General features: G+C 65.7%; 17 protein-coding genes. 14 read left to right on the forward strand and 3 right to left on the reverse strand.

Features of this window, described 5'->3' with window-relative positions:
* Positions 1–13: 13 nt before the first annotated feature.
* The 8 genes from EDF58_RS10310 (at position 14) to EDF58_RS10345 (ending at position 8105) form a co-directional block, all read left to right on the forward strand.
* A complete protein-coding gene (locus EDF58_RS10310) occupies positions 14–334 on the forward strand; it encodes a hypothetical protein (RefSeq protein WP_243654165.1) in 321 nt (106 codons plus the stop codon).
* Between the two features lie 30 nt (positions 335–364).
* On the forward strand, positions 365–868 hold the full coding sequence (locus EDF58_RS10315; RefSeq protein WP_132265060.1) for a hypothetical protein: 504 nt from the start codon (positions 365–367) through the stop codon (positions 866–868).
* Between the two features lie 29 nt (positions 869–897).
* A complete protein-coding gene (locus tag EDF58_RS10320) occupies positions 898–1215 on the forward strand; it encodes a JAB domain-containing protein (protein ID WP_243654166.1) in 318 nt (105 codons plus the stop codon).
* A 355-nt stretch (positions 1216–1570) separates the two neighbouring features.
* A complete protein-coding gene (gene rimP / locus EDF58_RS10325; RefSeq protein WP_132265064.1) occupies positions 1571–2131 on the forward strand; it encodes a ribosome maturation protein RimP in 561 nt (186 codons plus the stop codon).
* 3 nt (positions 2132–2134) lie between these two features.
* Entirely contained in the window at positions 2135–3754 is a 1620-nt protein-coding gene (gene nusA, locus EDF58_RS10330) for a transcription termination factor NusA (protein WP_132265066.1), read from the forward strand.
* On the forward strand, positions 3735–4463 hold the full coding sequence (locus EDF58_RS10335; RefSeq protein ID WP_132265068.1) for a DUF448 domain-containing protein: 729 nt from the start codon (positions 3735–3737) through the stop codon (positions 4461–4463). Before nusA ends, EDF58_RS10335 begins: the two co-directional genes overlap by 20 nt.
* 23 nt (positions 4464–4486) lie before the next feature.
* A complete protein-coding gene (gene infB / locus EDF58_RS10340) occupies positions 4487–7354 on the forward strand; it encodes a translation initiation factor IF-2 (protein WP_132265070.1) in 2868 nt (955 codons plus the stop codon).
* A gap of 220 nt (positions 7355–7574) precedes the next feature.
* Entirely contained in the window at positions 7575–8105 is a 531-nt protein-coding gene (locus EDF58_RS10345; protein WP_132265072.1) for a DUF1697 domain-containing protein, read from the forward strand.
* Between the two features lie 68 nt (positions 8106–8173).
* Here the strand turns inward: EDF58_RS10345 and EDF58_RS10350 are convergent, their stop codons facing one another.
* Positions 8174–8509 carry an RcnB family protein gene (locus EDF58_RS10350; protein ID WP_132265074.1) on the reverse strand — a complete coding sequence of 112 codons (336 nt, stop codon included), beginning with the start codon at positions 8507–8509 and terminating at the stop codon, positions 8174–8176.
* A gap of 109 nt (positions 8510–8618) precedes the next feature.
* Between EDF58_RS10350 and rbfA the strand changes: the two genes are divergently transcribed.
* Entirely contained in the window at positions 8619–9011 is a 393-nt protein-coding gene (gene rbfA, locus EDF58_RS10355) for a 30S ribosome-binding factor RbfA (protein WP_132265076.1), read from the forward strand.
* A 9-nt stretch (positions 9012–9020) separates the two neighbouring features.
* Here rbfA and EDF58_RS10360 read toward each other — a convergent pair whose 3' ends face one another.
* Positions 9021–10607 (reverse strand): DUF1963 domain-containing protein, encoded by a 1587-nt coding sequence (locus tag EDF58_RS10360; protein ID WP_132265078.1) that lies wholly within the window; start codon positions 10605–10607, stop codon positions 9021–9023.
* A 243-nt stretch (positions 10608–10850) separates the two neighbouring features.
* Between EDF58_RS10360 and EDF58_RS10365 the strand changes: the two genes are divergently transcribed.
* The 5 genes from EDF58_RS10365 to pnp all read left to right on the forward strand — a co-directional run bounded on the left by EDF58_RS10365 (position 10851) and on the right by pnp (position 16101).
* Positions 10851–11441 (forward strand): thymidine kinase, encoded by a 591-nt coding sequence (locus tag EDF58_RS10365; protein ID WP_132265080.1) that lies wholly within the window; start codon positions 10851–10853, stop codon positions 11439–11441.
* A 128-nt stretch (positions 11442–11569) separates the two neighbouring features.
* Positions 11570–12256: a site-2 protease family protein gene (locus tag EDF58_RS10370; protein ID WP_132265082.1), complete on the forward strand. Its 687-nt coding sequence runs from the start codon at positions 11570–11572 to the stop codon at positions 12254–12256.
* 54 nt (positions 12257–12310) lie between these two features.
* Positions 12311–13267 carry a tRNA pseudouridine(55) synthase TruB gene (truB, locus tag EDF58_RS10375; RefSeq protein ID WP_132265084.1) on the forward strand — a complete coding sequence of 319 codons (957 nt, stop codon included), beginning with the start codon at positions 12311–12313 and terminating at the stop codon, positions 13265–13267.
* A 6-nt stretch (positions 13268–13273) separates the two neighbouring features.
* The gene (gene rpsO / locus EDF58_RS10380) at positions 13274–13543 is read left to right on the forward strand and encodes a 30S ribosomal protein S15 (RefSeq protein ID WP_132265086.1); all 270 of its coding nucleotides are present in this window, start codon (positions 13274–13276) and stop codon (positions 13541–13543) included.
* Positions 13544–13773: 230 nt separating this feature from the next.
* Complete coding sequence (pnp, locus tag EDF58_RS10385; RefSeq protein WP_132265088.1) at positions 13774–16101, forward strand: polyribonucleotide nucleotidyltransferase; 2328 nt, start codon at positions 13774–13776, stop codon at positions 16099–16101.
* Positions 16102–16355: 254 nt separating this feature from the next.
* Here pnp and EDF58_RS10390 read toward each other — a convergent pair whose 3' ends face one another.
* The gene (locus EDF58_RS10390; protein ID WP_165921372.1) at positions 16356–17597 is read right to left on the reverse strand and encodes a sensor domain-containing diguanylate cyclase; all 1242 of its coding nucleotides are present in this window, start codon (positions 17595–17597) and stop codon (positions 16356–16358) included.
* Positions 17598–17733 lie beyond the last annotated feature (136 nt).

Here is a 17733-nt window from a genome sequence, read left to right on the forward strand (position 1 = left end):
GGAGGCGACGAATATGACACCGGATATTGTCGGAATGCGGATCACCCGGAGCATCCAGTCGGTCGAGAACGACATGGATGAGCTTCTCGCCAAGGCCAGCGAACTCATGGCGGAAATCGCTCGCGGTCGCCTTGCGATCGTCGATAACGCCCATAGCACCCAGCGCCCGATGGCGCGCGTTGCAGCCATGCAGCGCAGCCTGATCGAGGCCCGCTCCGAACTGGTGCGTGCGCATAGCGACCTGTCGAAGCTGGCAGAGACGATGGATATTCCGGTCCGCTGCCCGGACAAGGCCGAAGGCGAGCATCAGCCGCTCGCCGAAATCGCGGCCTGATCGGGGACTCGTTCGAAATGGGGAGCGTCCTTGGGAAACTCTGAACAGCTTGCTTTCTTCCTGCTGCTGGTCGTCGCCGTGGCGCTGGCCTTCTGGCAGGGCGGCGCGCCCGAACGGTGGGGCGCCGCGATCATCCTGACGATGGTCCTGCTGCAAGTCGGCGGAGAAAGCCTGCTGCCCAGTCGTTTCAGGAGCGTGGATCCCACGTCGCTGCTGACGGATGCCGTGGGAACGGCCGGTTTCGGCTATCTCGCGCTCCAGGCCCGAAGGATTTGGCCGCTATGGGCAACCTCGTTGCAGTTGTTGAGCCTCAGCGCGCATTTCGCACGATGGGCGGACATCGGAATTCCGCCAACGGTCTACGCCGTGATGCGGGGGACGCCCACGTTCCTGGCGCTTTCGGCGATAGCGATCGGTACGATCCTGCATGTCTGGCGCAAGCAGCGGCTTGGCAACGATCCCTCGTGGCAGGACTGGTCCCGGGTTGCAGTCGCATCCGGCCGCTCTCGCGAAGTCTCCTCGAAACGCTGGTAACCCACCTGGGCTGCCTTCGCCGCGAGGTGATGCTTGAACTGCCTTTCGATGCCGAAGGGCGGCTGGTGGGACAAGTGGCCTGCACGACAGGCTGCGAGGCCACGATCAGGGCCGGCTCCCGGTCGCTTTTGCAACGTGTGCTGGAGCATCGGGCCGTCGGCCTGGTGCTGGTGCACAACCACCCTTCCGGCGATCCGCTGCCCAGCCGGGCGGACGTGATCGCCACGCGCCGGCTCTCCGCCTTGTGCGAGACCGCGCGAATCGAGCTCCACGACCACCTCGTGGTCGGAGGACGCAGCGCGGTCTCCATGCGACGGGCCGGGCTGATGAGTCGCGCCGTGACGTGACTCCCAACTTACCGGCGGGCGGCCCTCCCCCCGCTGGACGCAGGCCGGGCGAGCCCCCCCCCACCCGAACACTCGCCCGGCCTGCACTTTTTAATCGACCTTTCCGATCGGCAAGAACGGGCGCCCGTCCGTTTTCAAGCGGCACCGGCCCACGCCCCGGCAATGCCTTGGCCCGAAGCCGCGGACATCGGTTTCGCCCGACCGGCAGGCCGGAATCCTCTCTCTTGCTTTTTACCGGCGATGCGCTTATCTGCGCCTCATCCCGACATTGGTGACACAAGGTTCGGGCTGGCGCCGGAAGGGGCCGGCGCGAAACTGCGTTGCCGAACAGCACGATTTTTACCGGAGATACGGCTTGGCCGACATTGCACGCATTACCGAAGTCATCGAACCTGAGGTCAACGCCCTCGGTTTCGACCTGGTGCGCGTGCGAATCTTCGGCAAGAGCGAAGTGGGCGACGATGAGATTGCCCTGCAGATCATGGCCGAGAACCCGGCCACCGGCCAGCTCGTGCTGGATGACTGCGTGAAGCTTTCGCACCGCATCTCCGACCGCATGGACGCGCTGGAAGAAGCCGGCGAAACGCTGATCGAGGAAGCCTATCGCCTCGAAGTCAGCTCGCCCGGCATCGATCGTCCGCTGACCCGCCCGAAGGATTACGCCAACTGGGCCGGGCACGAAGTGAAGGTAAGCCTGACCGCACCCGTGGAAGGCAACCGCAAGGGGCTGACCGGTGACCTGGTCGGCATCGACGGCGATCAGATCACGATCGACGACAAGAAGTCCGGCCGGGTGACTTTCCCACTCGGCGACATTCATTCCGCAAGGCTGGTCCTCACGGACAAGCTGATCGCAGCAACCCGCCCGCTGGATGACAGCGGGGCCGACGAGATTGTCGAGGAACAGGAAGACTAAGCCATGGCCAGTGCGATTTCCGCCAACCGCGCCGAGCTGCTCGCGATCGCGAACTCCGTCGCTTCGGAGAAGATGATCGACAAGTCGATCGTCATCGAGGCGATGGAAGAAGCCATCCAGAAGTCAGCCCGCAACCGTTACGGTGCGGAAAACGACATTCGCGCGAAGCTCGATCCGCGCACCGGCGACCTGCGTCTGTGGCGCGTCGTCGAAGTGGTCGAAGAAGTTGAGGACTACTTCAAGCAGGTGGACCTCAAGCAGGCCGACAAGCTTCAGAAGGGCGCGGCCCTGGGTGACTTCATCGTCGACCCGCTGCCCCCGGTGGACCTCGGCCGCATTGACGCGCAGTCGGCCAAGCAGGTGATCTTCCAGAAGGTCCGCGATGCCGAGCGTGACCGCCAGTACGAAGAATTCAAGGACCGCGCCGGCGAAGTCATCACCGGCGTGATCAAGTCGGTCGAATTCGGCCACGTCATCGTCAATCTCGGCCGCGCCGAAGGCGTGATCCGCCGCGACCAGCAGATCCCCCGCGAAGCCGCCCGCGTCGGCGAGCGCGTTCGCGCGCTGGTCATGCGTGTCGAGCGCCAGAACCGCGGGCCGCAGATCTTCCTTTCCCGCGCGCACCCGGACTTCATGAAGAAGCTCTTCGCGCAGGAAGTGCCCGAAATCTACGACGGCGTGATCGAGATCAAGGCTGCCGCCCGTGACCCGGGTTCGCGCGCCAAGATCGGCGTGATCAGCCATGATCACTCGATCGACCCGGTCGGCGCCTGCGTCGGCATGAAGGGCAGCCGCGTTCAGGCCGTCGTGCAGGAACTGCAGGGCGAAAAGATCGACATCATCCCCTGGAGCGAAGACACCGCGACTTTCGTGGTCAACGCCCTCCAGCCCGCGACCGTCAGCCGCGTCGTCATCGACGAGGAAGAAAGCCGCATCGAAGTCGTCGTGCCCGATGACCAGCTTTCGCTGGCGATCGGCCGCCGCGGCCAGAACGTGCGCCTTGCCTCGCAGCTGACGGCCTCGCAGATCGACATCATGACCGAGGCCGAGGCTTCGGAGAAGCGCCAGAAGGAATTCACCGAGCGCTCGAAGATGTTCGAGGAAGAGCTCGACGTGGACGAGACCCTTTCGCAGCTGCTGGTGGCCGAAGGCTTCAGCGAGCTTGAGGAAGTCGCCTATATCGACCTCAACGAACTGGCCGCCATCGAAGGCTTCGACGAAGAACTCGGCCAGGAACTTCAGAGCCGCGCCCAGGAAGCGCTCGAGCGCCGCGAAGAAGCCTCGCGCGAGGAACGCCGCGGTCTCGGTGTCGAGGACGCCCTTTCCGAACTGCCGCACCTCACCGAGGCGATGCTGGTGGTTCTCGGCAAGGCCGGCATCAAGACGCTCGACGACCTGGCGGATCTCGCCACCGACGAGCTGATCGCCAAGAAGCGCTCAGAGCAGCGCCGCCGCGACGGTTCGGTGAACCGCCGTGCGCGTGACGAAGACAAGGGCGGCGTGCTCGGCGAGTACGGCCTGAACGAAGAACAGGGTAACGAAATCATCATGGCAGCCCGCGCTCACTGGTTCGACGAAGAACCGCAACCCGAGGAGGCCGCCGATGCGGAATCCTCGCAATGAGCGCGTAAGCTCCGACATCGACGGCGCCGGGCCGGAGAGGAAATGCATCCTCTCCGGGGAGGTCGGTGCGCGTGAAGACTACATCCGTCTGGCGATCTCGCCGGACGGACTCGTTCTTCCCGACATCCACGCGCGTGCCCCCGGGCGCGGCGCGTGGATCGGCGTTTCTCGTGACACTCTTGAAAATTCGCTCGAGAAGGGCAAATTAAAGGGAGCGATGGCGCGCGCCTATAAAGGAGCCGCGCTCACGATCCCGGAAGACCTCGCCGAACGGATAGAACAGGCGCTGATCCGCGCACTGACTCACCGGCTGGGCCTCGAACTGAAATCGGGCAAGTTGCTTATGGGCTCCGACCGTATCGCGCAGAACGCGCGAGAGGGCCGGGTCACATGGCTTGCCCATGCCGCCGATGCGAGCGAAGACGGCTCGCGCAAGCTCGACCAGGCCTGGAGAGTCGGGAGCGAGGCGGAAGGAAGCGGTCTCAAGGGCACACGCTTGCCTCTGGACCGAGAGACGCTGTCTGTGGCATTGGGCCGCGACAACGTCGTTCACTTGGCGCTGAATGATCGTGGCGCGGCTCAACGAGTCGCTTCGCTGCTGCAGCGCCTTCTGCATTTCCAGGGGCAGCCCCGCACCGAGACGGACGGGGACGGTATGGATGGTAGCAACGGGCCGGCACGCAGCGCCGCGCCCGAGGCGACGAATTGAGACTGAAGGGCACGACGAGAGATATGAGCGAGACCGACAACAAACCGACCCTGGGCCGCAAGCCATTGGGGCTTAAGCGTTCCGTGGAAGCGGGTGAGGTCAAGCAGACCTTCAGCCACGGCCGCACCAACAAGGTGGTGGTCGAGGTGAAGCGCCGCAAGGTGCTCGGCAAGCCGGGCTCCGAAGGCGCTGTCGAGGCCGCTCCCGCGCCCCAGGCTCCCGCCCCGGCTCCGCAGGCCGCTGCCCCGGCCCCGTCGGCTCCCCAGCCCGCACCGCAGCGGGCTGCGCCGCCGCCGGCCGCGCCCCGCAAGCCGATTCCGTCGAACGAGACGCCGCAGGAGCGCGTCGCCCGTCTTCAGCGTGAGGCCGAGGAAGCCCGACTCGCCTCGCTTGAGGAATCGAACCGCCGCGAGCACGAGGAAAAGGTGCGCGCGATGGAAGAAGAAAAGCGCCGCGCCGAAGAAAACCGCGCCCAGGAAAGCAAGCGCGCCGAAGAGGAAGCTGCCAAGGCTCGCGAAGCCGAGGCTGTCCAGAACGCTCCGGCCCAGAACGCTCCGGCCCAGGATACTGTGGCTCCCGTGCAGGAAGCGCCTGCCGAGACGCCTGCCGCTGCCGAACCGGCTGCGCCTGCCGCCGAAGCGTCGGCTCCAGAAGCTGCCGCGCCTGCCGCCAAGGCGGCTGAAGCCGCTGCGAAGCCGGCTGCTGCCGCGCCCGTGGCCGCTCCGGCTCCCGCGCCGCGCCGCTTCACCCCGGTTGCACGTCCTCAGCCCCGCAAGCCCGAGGCTCCGGCCGCCGCCGCCGGCAACGCTGCCGCAGGCAACGCCGCCGCTGGCAATGCCGGTAATGCAGCTGCCGCAACCACCGGCAATGCCGGCCCCGCCAGCAGCGGCACTGCCGCCGCACCCAAGGGTCCGGCTGCAGCCAAGAAGGGCGCTCCGCCGCCGCCGCCGCGCAGCACGCCGGATCGCGACCGCAAGGGCGGCGACCGCCGCCAGTCGGGCAAGCTCACGGTCAACCGTGCGCTCAACGACGACGAGGGCGCCCGCGCCCGTTCGCTCGCCGCGCTCAAGCGCGCCCGCGAGAAGGAACGTCGTGCCCACTTCGGCGGCCAGTCGCAGCAGCGCGAGAAGCAGGTCCGCGACGTGATCGTCCCCGAGGCGATCACCGTTCAGGAACTCGCCAACCGCATGGCCGAAAAGGGCGCCGACCTGGTGAAGGCGATGTTCAAGATGGGCATGATGGTCACCGTCAACCAGACGATCGACCAGGATACCGCTGAACTGCTCGTCACCGAATTCGGCCACAACATCCAGCGCGTGTCCGAAAGCGATGTCGACATCGACACCTCCATCGACGTCGATGCCGAAGAGACGCTGAAGCCGCGTCCCCCGGTCGTCGCCATCATGGGCCACGTCGACCACGGCAAGACCTCGCTGCTCGACGCGCTTCGCGGCACCGACGTGGTGCGCGGCGAAGCCGGCGGCATCACCCAGCACATGGGCGCGTACCAGATCAAGACCAAGGGCGGTGACCTCGTCACCTTCCTCGACACGCCTGGTCACGCCGCCTTCACCCAGATGCGTATGCGCGGTGCGAACGTCACCGACATCGTGATCCTGGTGGTCGCTGCCGACGACGGCATCATGCCGCAGACGATCGAGGCCATCAATCACACGAAGGCCGCGGGCGTGCCGATGATCGTGGCCATCAACAAGATGGACAAGCACGAGGCCAATCCGCAGAAGGTGCGCGAGCGCCTGCTGGAGCACGAAGTCATCGTCGAGGCCATGTCGGGCGATGTCCAGGACGTGGAAGTCTCGGCCAAGACCGGCGCGGGTCTCGACGATCTGATCGAGAAGATCCTGCTCCAGGCCGAACTGATGGAACTGAAGGCCAACCCCGACCGCGAGGCCGAGGCGACCGTGATCGAAGCCAAGCTCGACAAGGGCAAGGGTCCGCTCGCGACCGTGCTGGTCAACCGCGGCACCCTGAAGGTCGGCGACATCTTCGTCGTCGGCACCGAGAGCGGCCGCGTGCGCGCCATGCTCGACGACAAGGGACGCCAGGTGAAGGTCGCTCCGCCCTCGATGCCGGTGGAAGTCCTCGGTATCGGCGGCGTGCCGATGGCCGGTGACCTGCTCAGCGTCGTGGACAGCGAACAGCGTGCCCGCGAGGTTTCGGCCTACCGTCAGGAACAGGCGACTGCCAAGCGCACCGCCATGGCGCCGGCCAGCATCGACACGATGTTCTCGGCGCTTGCCGCCAAGCAGAACGTCATCGAGTACCCGGTCGTGGTCAAGGCGGACGTGCAGGGTTCGGTCGAGGCGATCAACGCCGCGCTCCATGCCCTCTCGAACGACGAGATCAAGGTGCGCATCCTGCACTCGGGCGTCGGTGCCATCACCGAGACCGACGTGGCCCTGGCTTCGGCCTCGGGCGCGCCGATCGTGGGCTTCAACGTCCGCCCGAACGCCAAGGCGCGCGAGCAGATCGAGAAGACCAAGACCCCGATGATGTACTACGACGTCATCTACGAGCTGACCGCCGAGGTCGCGAAGCAGATGGCCGGCATCTGGGGTCCGGAGCGCATCGAAACCGTGGTCGGCCGCGCCGAAGTCAAGCAGGTCTTCCCGGCCGGCAAGCGCGACAAGGCCGCCGGTCTGCTGGTCGTCGAAGGCTTCATCCGCAAGGGTCTCAGCGCGCGTCTTACCCGCAACGACGTCATCGTTTCGGCAACGACGATCTCCTCGCTGCGCCGCTTCAAGGACGACGTGGACGAAGTCCGCGCTGGTCTGGAGTGCGGTGTGGTCCTGGCCGACACCAACGACATCAAGGCGGGTGACCACCTCGAAGTCTTCGAAGTCAGCCACCGCGAGCGTACCGTCGGCTGATAGCTGCCGGTTTCGGTTGAAAGACCATGAAACGGCCATCGTCGGGGAAACCCGGCGGTGGCCGTTGCCGTTTGTGCCGCCTCGTCGGATGACGGCGCCTTGCGGCGACAGATGGCGGCTCGCGGGATGACTTGCAGCCTCTCCGCGGCTCGTGCAGGTGAGGAAGCGCCGGGCAGACATGCCCGGCAGCCATTCAGCTTATGGAATCGATGACCCTGCCATGACCCGCTATTGCGCCTTTTTCGAGTCCCTGATCGTGGGCGGCGATCGTCTGTCGATGGCGGACTTGCGCTACGCCTTCGCGCGCGAGGAACTGGAGAATGCCGAAACGGTGATCTCCAGCGGCAATGTCCTGTTCGATTACGAGGACCGTCCGACCGAGGGTCTGGAAGACCTCCTGGCCTACCTGATGCGCGATCGCTTCGACATGGGCGCCTTCGTCGCGGTGCGCAGTCGCGCGGAGATCCGCGCGGCCGTGGAGGAAAACCCGTTCGTGGGCAGCGAGGACACTTTCGTCCATAGCGTGCTGCTGGAGCGGCAACCGACCAAGCAGCAGTTCGGCCGCCTCGTGGGCGACCACGGCAGCATCGGCGCCGAGCGACTGGCGCTGGGCGATCGCTGCCTTTTCGTGGATTTCGGCGGGCCGATGAGCGAAAGTCCGCTGACGATGGCCTTCATCGAAAAGCGCCTCGGCAGCCGGGGTGCGGCGCGCAATGTGCGAACGCTGGCGCGGATCGTCGCGAAGATGTGATGCGCAAAGGGCGCCGCGCTCCGCCAAGCGCGACGCCCCATTGGCCGGTTTCGTCTATCCGGGAGGTGTCAGCGGAACATGCCGCTCGTCACGGCGGCAACGATGCCGCTGGTGATGCCGACGAGCAGCAGGTCATTACCCGAACGCACGTAGTGATAGCCGCGCGGCGGGGCCTTCACATTGCGGTACTTGCGGTAGTCCACGGCCTGGTAGTGCGTGGCGCGGCTCTGGTCGAACTTCTCGCCCTTGCGGAACTGGTGCGGGCTCTTGTCGGCATGGCCGTTACCCGAATGAGAAGTGTCCGCATGCGAAGAGGTGTGGCGGTCCGGCGCGGCCATGGCCGGTGCGGCGACGGTGGGGGCGACGAGCGCCGCAGCAAGCAGGGTGGCGGTGAACTTGTGCATTTCCGGTTCCTCGAAATGGTGGTTTCACAGGGCTAAACCACACAAATGGGCCTTGGAGCCGTAATCAATTGTTGCAAATTGTCGTCGTCCGCCCACATGGAACAAAGCCATGGTACGCCAGCAAGTCACATCCGAACAGCACTCCGTCCGCCTCCTGAAGGTGGGTGAGCAGGTGCGCCACGTCCTTTCCGAGATCCTCACGCGCCAGCAGGTTCACGACGATACGCTGAGCACGCATTCGGTCTCCGTCACCGAAGTGCGCATGACGCCGGACCTGCGCATCGCCACCGTCTTCGTGAAGCCCCTGCTCGGCGAACATGAGGAAATCGTGCTGAAGGCGCTGCAGACGCATACCGCGTTCTTCCAGCGCGAAGTGGCGCAGCGGCTGAAGCTGAAGTTCGCTGCCAAGATCCGTTTCCGCACCGATGATACTTTCGAAGAGGCGAGCCGGATCGACGCGTTGCTCAACGATCCGCGGGTCAAGCGCGACCTCGAGGACTGATCCGCCCGGTCAGCCGGGTTCGAACGTCAGCGAAACCCGGTCCCATCGGCGCCGCGCCAGATCGGGCGGGCTGATCCAGAACTGGTAGAGCCCCGAGGCTCTCCCCGTATCGCCTCCCGACTCTCGCCAATGCCATCCCATCATGTCGTCGCTGGCGAGCTGCAGCAGCAGGATCTCGCCCCGATGGTCGTCGCGCGCCGCACGGTGGCAGCCGCCGGGGCCGAAGACTTCGTGCTGGTGGGCATTGGCGAGCCGGTAGCCGGCATTGATCCGCGCGAGTTCCGCATCGGACACTTGCGCCAGAGCTTCCGGCGGCCCTGAAACCATCGCCCGCAGCGAGAATGCGGAGAGTTCCGCCATCGTCGCCGGCGCGCGGTTCCGCACGAGGTCGGCGCAATCACGAGCCACATGGGCCAGGACATCCTGAAGCACGGCGAATTCGTCGTGGGTCAGCGGCGTCCAGGGATCCCGCTCGCTGGTGAAGCCGTCCATGGCCTGCGTGACTTGCGCGAGCGCGGCCTGCTGCTCACATGTGGCGTGGAGTTTCGCGTCCTCCCGGTCGAAGGCGCGCTGGGCGGCTTCCAGGCGCAGCGACGTCGTGCCCGGATCGGCGCCCAGCAGTTCGACATCCTCGCGCGCGTCGGCGGTCCTGTCGGTACGTCTGTCCACCAGACGCGAGGCTTCGTTCATGGCGGCATGGAAACGCGCGGCCAGGTGGATCGCGCCATGCCACCAGACCCGCTCCACCGGCTCGCGCACGGTCAGCGGCCCGTCGCGCAAGGGATAGCGCATGGCGAGCCACTCGGTCATCGCCTGCTCGACGGCTTGCTCGTTGCCGAGTTCGTGCCGGTCGCGCAGCTCTTCGGGCAGCGGGACGGCAACGGCTTCCACCGGCCAGAAGGGGTAGAACGCGTCATCCGGGGCCTGGTCCGCCGCGGCCAGTGACAGGCCGCCCTCGCTGCCTGCGGGAGGATCGGTGAACTCGTGCGCTCCGGCCGGGACCGGCACGACGGCGCCGGTCCCAACGAAGAAAGCCAGGGAGCCGGACTTCGGCAGCGGCGTCTCCGGGCAGGCGGCGGCGATCTCGGCCAGGTCGATCTGCGCGGCGAAAGGCAGCGCCGCACCGCCGCTGCCGCGCGGCCAGGGAATGCCGGCCAGCTTCGGCAGGCCGCCGAACCAGCTGGCATCGCCGAACCAGTCCCGCGATCGCGACCGGGCCTTGCGGATCAGCACGACCGGGCGGGGCAGGGGCGCTTCGGGGTCGAAGATGTCGGCGCCCATCGGCTGTTCGACGCTCAACGGGTCCGCGGTCAACGGCTCGGGCCGCCAGACCGGGCCGGGGAGCGCCTTGAGCGCCGGCGTTCGGGGCCAGAGCAGCAGTATCGGCGCGCAGAGCAGGGCGCCCAGCACCAGCGGGGCAGCGATGGCGCCGCCGCGTCCCAGAGCGGCGACCAGCGCCGCGGCGGCGCTATCGAACAGGGCGGCGGTCTGTCGGGAGGAGGCGGCGACGTGCGGGGCGAAGGGGGCATCGACGACATATCCGGCCGCCGCTCCGGCGAGCGCGATGATCACGACCAAGGCGATCCATCTCTTCATGCCCAACTCCCTGCCTAGAACTTCGGGCCTCTCGAACTTCGGGGCCTTCTAACTTCGGGGCCTGTCTAACTTCGGGGCTGTCTAACTCCAGCTCAGCCTGTTTCCGGCCCTGCCGAGACTCCAGATGCCCGGACGCCGGTTTCGGCTGACGGGATTAGATAACGGCAGGGGCTTTCATTCAAGCGGGGACAATCGCGAGGGACGCCGTGCGGGCGGCCGAGGGGCATGTTATCCCCAACTCCGATGGCTAAACTCTATTTCTACTATGCCAGCATGAATGCCGGCAAATCGGCGACTTTGCTTCAGGCCAACTTCAACTATCACGAGCGCGGCATGCGCACGATGTTGTGGACTGCGGCGATAGACGACCGCAGCGAGTCCCGCGGCGGCGACCATGCGATCGAAAGCCGCATCGGCCTGCACGCATCGGCGCACCGTTTCCTGCCCGATACCGACCTCGTCTCGCAAGTGAGAGCGGCCCATTCGGTGGAGCCGCTGTCCTGCGTTCTGGTGGACGAAGCGCAGTTCCTCACCCCGGCGCAGGCCTGGCAATGCGCCCATGTTGCCGACCGGGAAAACATCCCTGTGCTCTGCTACGGCTTGCGCACCGATTTTCGCGGGGAGCTGTTCCCCGGGTCCGCTGTCCTGCTGGGCATTGCCGATGCCCTGATCGAGCTGAAGGCGGTGTGCCACTGCGGCCGCAAGGCGACGATGAACTTGCGCGTCGATGCCGCCGGAGCGGCGGTGCATGAAGGGGCGCAGACGGAAATCGGCGGGAACGATCGCTATGTCGCGCTCTGCCGCAAGCATTTCGGCGAAGCCATGGCCCGGTGATGCCGGGGCCCCGAATTGGCCGGGCGAGATGGCCTGCACAATGCCCTTGGGTGGATTTTCGTAGCGGCATCCGCCTCGCCCGGTCCTGCTCCATTGCAGGCGGGGGCGCTCGCCCCTAGATCAGCGCCATGAACCAGACCCTGCTGCAGGCCGCGGCGCTCATCATCCCCCTCATCATCGCCATCGTCTTCCACGAGGTGGCGCACGGATGGACTGCTCTCGCGCTCGGCGATCCGACCGCGCAGGAGCAACGGCGGCTGTCGCTCAACCCGCTGCGGCACGTCGACCCGATGGGTACGATCGCGCTGCCGGGGTTCCTGGCGCTGACCGGGCTGCCGATCTTCGGATGGGCCAAGCCGGTGCCGGTCAACCGCTGGCGGCTCAACGATCCGCGCCGGGGCATGATGGTGGTCGCCGCCGCCGGACCGGGCACCAATCTGGTGCTCGCCGCTGTCGGCGCGTTGCTGCTGGGGCTGCTGGTGCGCTTTGCCGGGAACGCCGAAGGCGCCGGACTGACCTTTGCGGCGATGAACCTCAACAACTTCATCACCATCAACGTCTTCCTGGCCCTGTTCAACTTGCTGCCGATCCCGCCGTTCGACGGATCGCACATCGTCGAGGGCCTGCTGCCGCGCGCCGCAGCGGCGCAATACGAGCGGTTCCGGCCCTACGGTTTCCCGCTGCTGATCGTGCTCCTGCTGGTGGTGCCCTACTTCTTCCCGCAATGGGGCGTGGTGCGGCGCCTGGTCCTGCCGCCGGTGATCTGGGCGACCGATCACTATTACGCGCTGGCGCAGTTCGTGGCCGGGGCCTGAGCACCCGGCCGTCCGGGCGTTGACAAACCGGCCTCGCGGGCCTTGGGGGATGCCATGAATTCCACCGTTCCTCCCCGCCCGGCCCCTCATGGCTGGATCGTCCTCGACAAGCCGCTCGGCCTTGGCTCCACCCAGGCCGTCGCCGCCGTGAAGCGCAACTTGCGCGAGGCGGGTTACGGCAAGAAAGTGAAGGTCGGGCATGGCGGCACGCTGGACCCACTGGCCACGGGTGTGCTGCCGATAGCGCTGGGCGAGGCGACCAAGCTGGCCGGACGCATGCTCGATGCCAGCAAGACTTACGAGTTCACGGTTCAGTTCGGCCGGCAAACCGACACGCTCGACCTTGAAGGCAAAGTCGTGGCTATCAGCGACGTCCAGCCGGGTTTCGGCGCTGTCGAATCGATATTGCAGGAGCGCTTCACGGGCGAAATCGACCAGGTTCCACCCAGCTACTCCGCCATAAAAATCGATGGCGAGAGGGCTTACGATCTGGCGAGGGCGGGTGAGGACGTGCAACTCAAGTCCCGCAGAGTGACGATTTTCGGCTGGGAGTACCTTGCCGAGGGCTTCGTCGGCGAGTGGGATGCAAGCGAGCAATACGTTACTTTGCGGGTGAAAGTTTCTAAGGGAACCTATATTCGCAGCCTTGCCCGTGACATTTCATTGGCCCTCGGCACCGTCGGTCATGTGACCATGCTACGCCGCTTGAAGGCCGGCCCGTTCGACCTGTCGCGGGCGATTTCGCTGGACAAATTGAACGAAATCGGCAAGGGCGCGACGCTTGAACAGATACTCTTGCCACTGGAGGTGGGGCTGGACGACATCCCGGCCATCGACCTCGGTTCGGAGCAGGCAAGGGCGGTCCGACAGGGCCGCGTTCTGACCGAACTGCCCCACGATGACGGGCTCTACTGGGCGCGGGAGGGAACCATTCCCGTCGCGCTCGTGGAGCTTTCGAGCGGAGAAGTCCGCGTTGTCAGGGGGTTCAACCTATCGGATGTCGCGGAGTAAAGTACTATGTCGGTTACCGCTGAAAAGAAGCAGGACATCATTTCGGATAACGCACGCGTCGCTGGCGACACGGGCAGCCCGGAAGTTCAGGTCGCGATCCTCACCGAGCGCATCCGCAACCTGACCGAGCACTTCAAGGCTCACCACAAGGACAACCACTCGCGTCGCGGTCTGCTGGCCATGGTCAACAAGCGCCGCTCGCTGCTCGACTACCTTAAGAAGAAGGATGTCGCGCGGTACAACTCGCTGATCCAGAAGCTGGGTCTGCGTAAGTAAGAACTAACGGGAAGCGGCCCCTAGCGGGCCGCTTCTTGCATTAGAGCGTCTTCCAATCGGGTGGGATCACCTGATGACCCGGAAAACGCGGTAAAACAAAACCAAGGGTCCGTCCGCAATTCGGCGGCAGACCCAGGAGCCCCGAAACGGCTCCACACCGGACCGGGACGGCATACCCGGCAGTAAACCCCGCTGTTGCAATAGGGCCGGCGGGCTGAGGAAAACCTCTTATGTTCGACGTCAAAACCGTAAGCATGGAGTGGGGCGGCAAGACGCTCACTCTCGAAACCGGCCGCGTGGCCCGTCAGGCCGACGGCGCCGTCCTTGCCACCTACGGCGAAACGGTCGTGCTCTGCGCGGTGACCGCCGCCAAGTCGGTGAAGGAAGGCCAGGACTTCTTCCCGCTGACCGTGCACTACCAGGAAAAGTTTTCGTCCGCAGGACGCATCCCGGGTGGCTTCTTCAAGCGTGAACGCGGCGCCACCGAAAAGGAAACGCTGACCAGCCGCCTGATCGATCGCCCGGTCCGCCCGCTGTTCCCCGAAGGTTTCTACAACGAAATCAACGTTATCTGCCAGGTCCTGAGCTATGACGGCGAAACCGAGGCCGACATCGTTGCGATGATCGCCGCTTCGGCCGCGCTCACCATCTCGGGCGTGCCCTTCATGGGCCCGATCGGCGCCTGCCGCGTCGGCTTCGTCGACGGCGAATACACGCTGAACCCGAAGCAGAACGCTGCTCTCGAAGACGGCCGCCTCGATCTCGTCGTCGCCGCTACCGGCAACGCCGTGATGATGGTGGAATCGGAAGCCAAGGAACTGACCGAGGAAGAGATGCTCGGCGCCGTCATGTTCGCGCATGACGAATGCCGCAAGGTCGTCAACCTCGTGATCGACCTGGCCGAGCAGGCCGCCAAGGAACCTTGGGAAATCGACCTGTCGGACAACACGGCCGACATCAAGGCGAAGCTCAAGAAGGCCGTCGGCAAGGACGTTACCGCTGCCTACAAGCTGACCGACAAGTCGGCCCGCTCGAACGCGCTGAACGCAGCCCGCGCCAAGGCCAAGGAAGCCTTCTCCGGCGAGACCCCGCAGCTTCAGATGGTCGCCATCAAGACCATGAAGAAGCTGGAAGCGGAAATCGTGCGCGGCGCCATCCTCAAGGACGGCAAGCGTATCGACGGCCGCAAGCTCGACCAGGTCCGCCCGATCGAATCGATGGTCGGCTTCCTGCCCCGTACCCATGGTTCGGCGCTGTTCACCCGCGGTGAAACGCAGGCGATCTGCACCACCACGCTGGGCACCAAGGACGCCGAACAGATGATCGACGGCCTCGAAGGCCTGTCGTACTCGTCGTTCATGCTGCACTACAACTTCCCGCCCTACTCGGTCGGCGAAGTGGGCCGCTTCGGCGCTCCGGGCCGCCGCGAAATCGGCCACGGCAAGCTGGCATGGCGCGCGCTGCACCCCGTGCTGCCCGCCAAGGAAGACTTCCCCTACACCATCCGCATCCTGTCGGACATCACCGAGTCGAACGGCTCGTCCTCGATGGCGACGATCTGCGGTGGCTGCCTTTCCATGATGGACGCGGGCGTTCCCGTGATCCGTCCGGTTTCGGGCATCGCCATGGGCCTGATCCTGGAAGGCGAAGACTTCGCCGTCCTCTCGGACATCCTGGGCGACGAGGATCACCTCGGCGACATGGACTTCAAGGTGGCTGGCACCGAACTCGGCATCACCACGATGCAGATGGACATCAAGATCGCCGGCATCACCAAGGAAATCATGGGCAAGGCGCTCGAGCAGGCCAAGGCCGGCCGCGCGCACATCCTGGGTGAAATGACCAAGGCCCTCGGTTCGGCTCGCACCGAACTCTCGGCCCACGCTCCGCGCATCGAGACGATCCAGATCGACAAGTCGAAGATCCGTGACGTCATCGGCACCGGCGGCAAGGTCATCCGCGAGATCGTCGCCGAAACCGGCGCCAAGGTCGACATCGACGATGAAGGCGTGATCAAGATCTCGTCGTCCGACATCGCCCAGATCGAGGCCGCCAAGAAGTGGATCCTCGGCATCGTCGAGGAAGCGGAAGTCGGCAAGATCTACGACGGCAAGGTCGTCAACATCGTCGACTTCGGTGCTTTCGTGAACTTCATGGGCGGCAAGGACGGTCTCGTCCACGTCTCCGAAATGAAGAACGAGCGTGTCGAAAAGCCGACCGACGTCGTCAAGGAAGGCCAGCTCGTCAAGGTCAAGGTCCTCGAGATCGACCCGCGCGGCAAGGTTCGCCTGTCGATGCGCGTCGTCGACCAGGAAACCGGCGCCGAGCTGGAAGACACCCGTCCGGCCCGCGAACCGCGCGAACCGCGCGGCGATCGTGGTCCCCGTGACGATCGTGGCGGCGACCGTCGCGGCCCGCGCCGTGATGGCGGCCGTGGCGGCAACGATCGTGGTCCGCGCGGCGAAGGCCGTGGCGATCGCGGTCCCCGCGGTCCGCGTGACGGCGGCAACGGTGGCGGCGATCCCGACCACCTGCCGGCCTTCCTCAAGGAAGACTGATCGGCTCGGGTCTCGCGACCTGAACGAAAAGAAGAAGGGGCCGCAGCGATGCGGCCCCTTTTTTCGTGGGGTTTATGATCCGGTACGGGGGTGAGACGGCGGGCTGCCATCGATCGGCATGGCGTCTTCCTCGTTCTTGTAGGGCCTCGTTCGCGTCAGGCGTCGCCATGTGGAGGCGCGACGCAGCCATCCTGCACGGCCAGACGCGACATCGGATGGCAATGACCGGAAGCTGGAAGGCTGTCCCGCTCGTCCTAGGGCCCGGCAGCGGTGAGCAGCGGCATGGCCTTGTCGTCGCTGCGGGCACGGCGCGGGGCGGTGACCACGCGGTTCTTGCCGGATTGCTTTGCGGCATAGAGCGCGCTGTCCGCCATCGCCACCACGTCGCTTGCGCCGGTCGCGGTCTCGGGCACCGTGGCGATGCCGAAGGAGGCGCTGACCGGGGTGCCGTGCGCAGCCGAGAGCGCTTCGACCCGCTGGCGCAGCAGTTCGGCCTTGGCCGCGGCATGGTCGAGGCTGCACTTGGGCATGATGACCAGAAGCTCCTCGCCGCCATAGCGCGCGATCACGTCGGAGGGGCGCAGGGTTTCCACCAGCTGGCCCGCGACATCGCACAGCACGGCATCGCCCTTGGCGTGGCCGTGATCGTCGTTGAGGCGCTTGAAGTTGTCGAGGTCGATCATCAGCACCGAGATCGGCGTGCCGGTGCGCTGGGCCAGATTGATGTAACGCTCCAGCGCGTCTTCCATGTAGCGCCGGTTGTAGAGCCCGGTCAGCGGATCGCGCAGGGACTGGGTGCGCAGCTTCTCGCGCAGGGCGATGTTGGACAGGGCCAGCGACATCGAATCCGCCAGGGCGCGGACCACCCGCGTCACGTCCAGCAGCCTTGCCGAGGCATCTTCCGCCTCGCTGGCGATGACGAGCAAGCCGAACACCTGGCCGCGCGCCATCATCGGGACTTCGATGGTGGAAGCGCCGCCGATCGCGTGCTGGCAGCACAGCGATCCTCCCAGCCTGTCGTTGACATGGGGCTTGCCGCGCTTGAGCGCCCAGCAGCTCCCCGGGAACAGCGTGGCGGGCGGCGCGAAGCCGTCCTTCCGGCTCCACGACCGCGCGAGGTCGAGCCGGTCGCGCGAATTGTTGAAGACATAGAGTGCGCCGTCGAATTCCGGCAGCAGCCGTTCCGCGCTGGCCATGAGCACGGCGCCGGCATCCTCGTGGTCGTCTGCGGCCTGGAGCATGTCCGCCATGGCGAAGAGTTCTTCAACTTGCGCGCGGGCGGCGCCCGTCTGGGCGACCAGTGTGAGATGCCCGTCGAGTTCGGCCACTGCGCGGCGTCCGTAGCGGATGCCGACGCCCAGCGTGAACAGCGCCGTTGCCGCTGCCATCCCCGCCAGGATGCGGGCGGTCGTGCCCTCTGCCAGAACGCTGGACACCGCGCAGACCGCGCAGCAGGCCTGAACGGCATGGACCGACAGGCGCCGTGCTGCTGTCATCGCCTTGTTCGGCGAAAGTATACTATCGCGCTTCTGCATCCGCACCCTGCTTCGTCGAAACACGCAAGCTAACGCGTGACGACTAAGGAAGCGTAACAAACACCATTAAGATGGCGTTATTGCCTATTAACTTGAA

It is taken from the genome of Novosphingobium sp. PhB57 (genome assembly GCF_004342985.1).
Taxonomy (GTDB): domain Bacteria; phylum Pseudomonadota; class Alphaproteobacteria; order Sphingomonadales; family Sphingomonadaceae; genus Novosphingobium.

Excerpts from the sequence above, each read along its gene's own strand:
- EDF58_RS10350 (WP_132265074.1), bottom strand. The coding sequence starts at position 8,509 with ATGCACAAGTTCACCGCCACCCTGCTTGCTGCGGCGCTCGTCGCCCCC.
- pnp (WP_132265088.1), top strand. The coding sequence starts at position 13,774 with ATGTTCGACGTCAAAACCGTAAGCATGGAGTGGGGCGGCAAGACGCTC.
- EDF58_RS10310 (WP_243654165.1), top strand. The coding sequence starts at position 14 with ATGACACCGGATATTGTCGGAATGCGGATCACCCGGAGCATCCAGTCG.
- EDF58_RS10370 (WP_132265082.1), top strand. The coding sequence starts at position 11,570 with ATGAACCAGACCCTGCTGCAGGCCGCGGCGCTCATCATCCCCCTCATC.
- EDF58_RS10390 (WP_165921372.1), bottom strand. The coding sequence starts at position 17,597 with ATGACAGCAGCACGGCGCCTGTCGGTCCATGCCGTTCAGGCCTGCTGC.
- EDF58_RS10365 (WP_132265080.1), top strand. The coding sequence starts at position 10,851 with ATGGCTAAACTCTATTTCTACTATGCCAGCATGAATGCCGGCAAATCG.
- infB (WP_132265070.1), top strand. The coding sequence starts at position 4,487 with ATGAGCGAGACCGACAACAAACCGACCCTGGGCCGCAAGCCATTGGGG.
- EDF58_RS10320 (WP_243654166.1), top strand. The coding sequence starts at position 898 with ATGCTTGAACTGCCTTTCGATGCCGAAGGGCGGCTGGTGGGACAAGTG.
- truB (WP_132265084.1), top strand. The coding sequence starts at position 12,311 with ATGAATTCCACCGTTCCTCCCCGCCCGGCCCCTCATGGCTGGATCGTC.
- rpsO (WP_132265086.1), top strand. The coding sequence starts at position 13,274 with ATGTCGGTTACCGCTGAAAAGAAGCAGGACATCATTTCGGATAACGCA.
- nusA (WP_132265066.1), top strand. The coding sequence starts at position 2,135 with ATGGCCAGTGCGATTTCCGCCAACCGCGCCGAGCTGCTCGCGATCGCG.
- EDF58_RS10360 (WP_132265078.1), bottom strand. The coding sequence starts at position 10,607 with ATGAAGAGATGGATCGCCTTGGTCGTGATCATCGCGCTCGCCGGAGCG.
- rbfA (WP_132265076.1), top strand. The coding sequence starts at position 8,619 with ATGGTACGCCAGCAAGTCACATCCGAACAGCACTCCGTCCGCCTCCTG.
- EDF58_RS10345 (WP_132265072.1), top strand. The coding sequence starts at position 7,575 with ATGACCCGCTATTGCGCCTTTTTCGAGTCCCTGATCGTGGGCGGCGAT.
- EDF58_RS10335 (WP_132265068.1), top strand. The coding sequence starts at position 3,735 with ATGCGGAATCCTCGCAATGAGCGCGTAAGCTCCGACATCGACGGCGCC.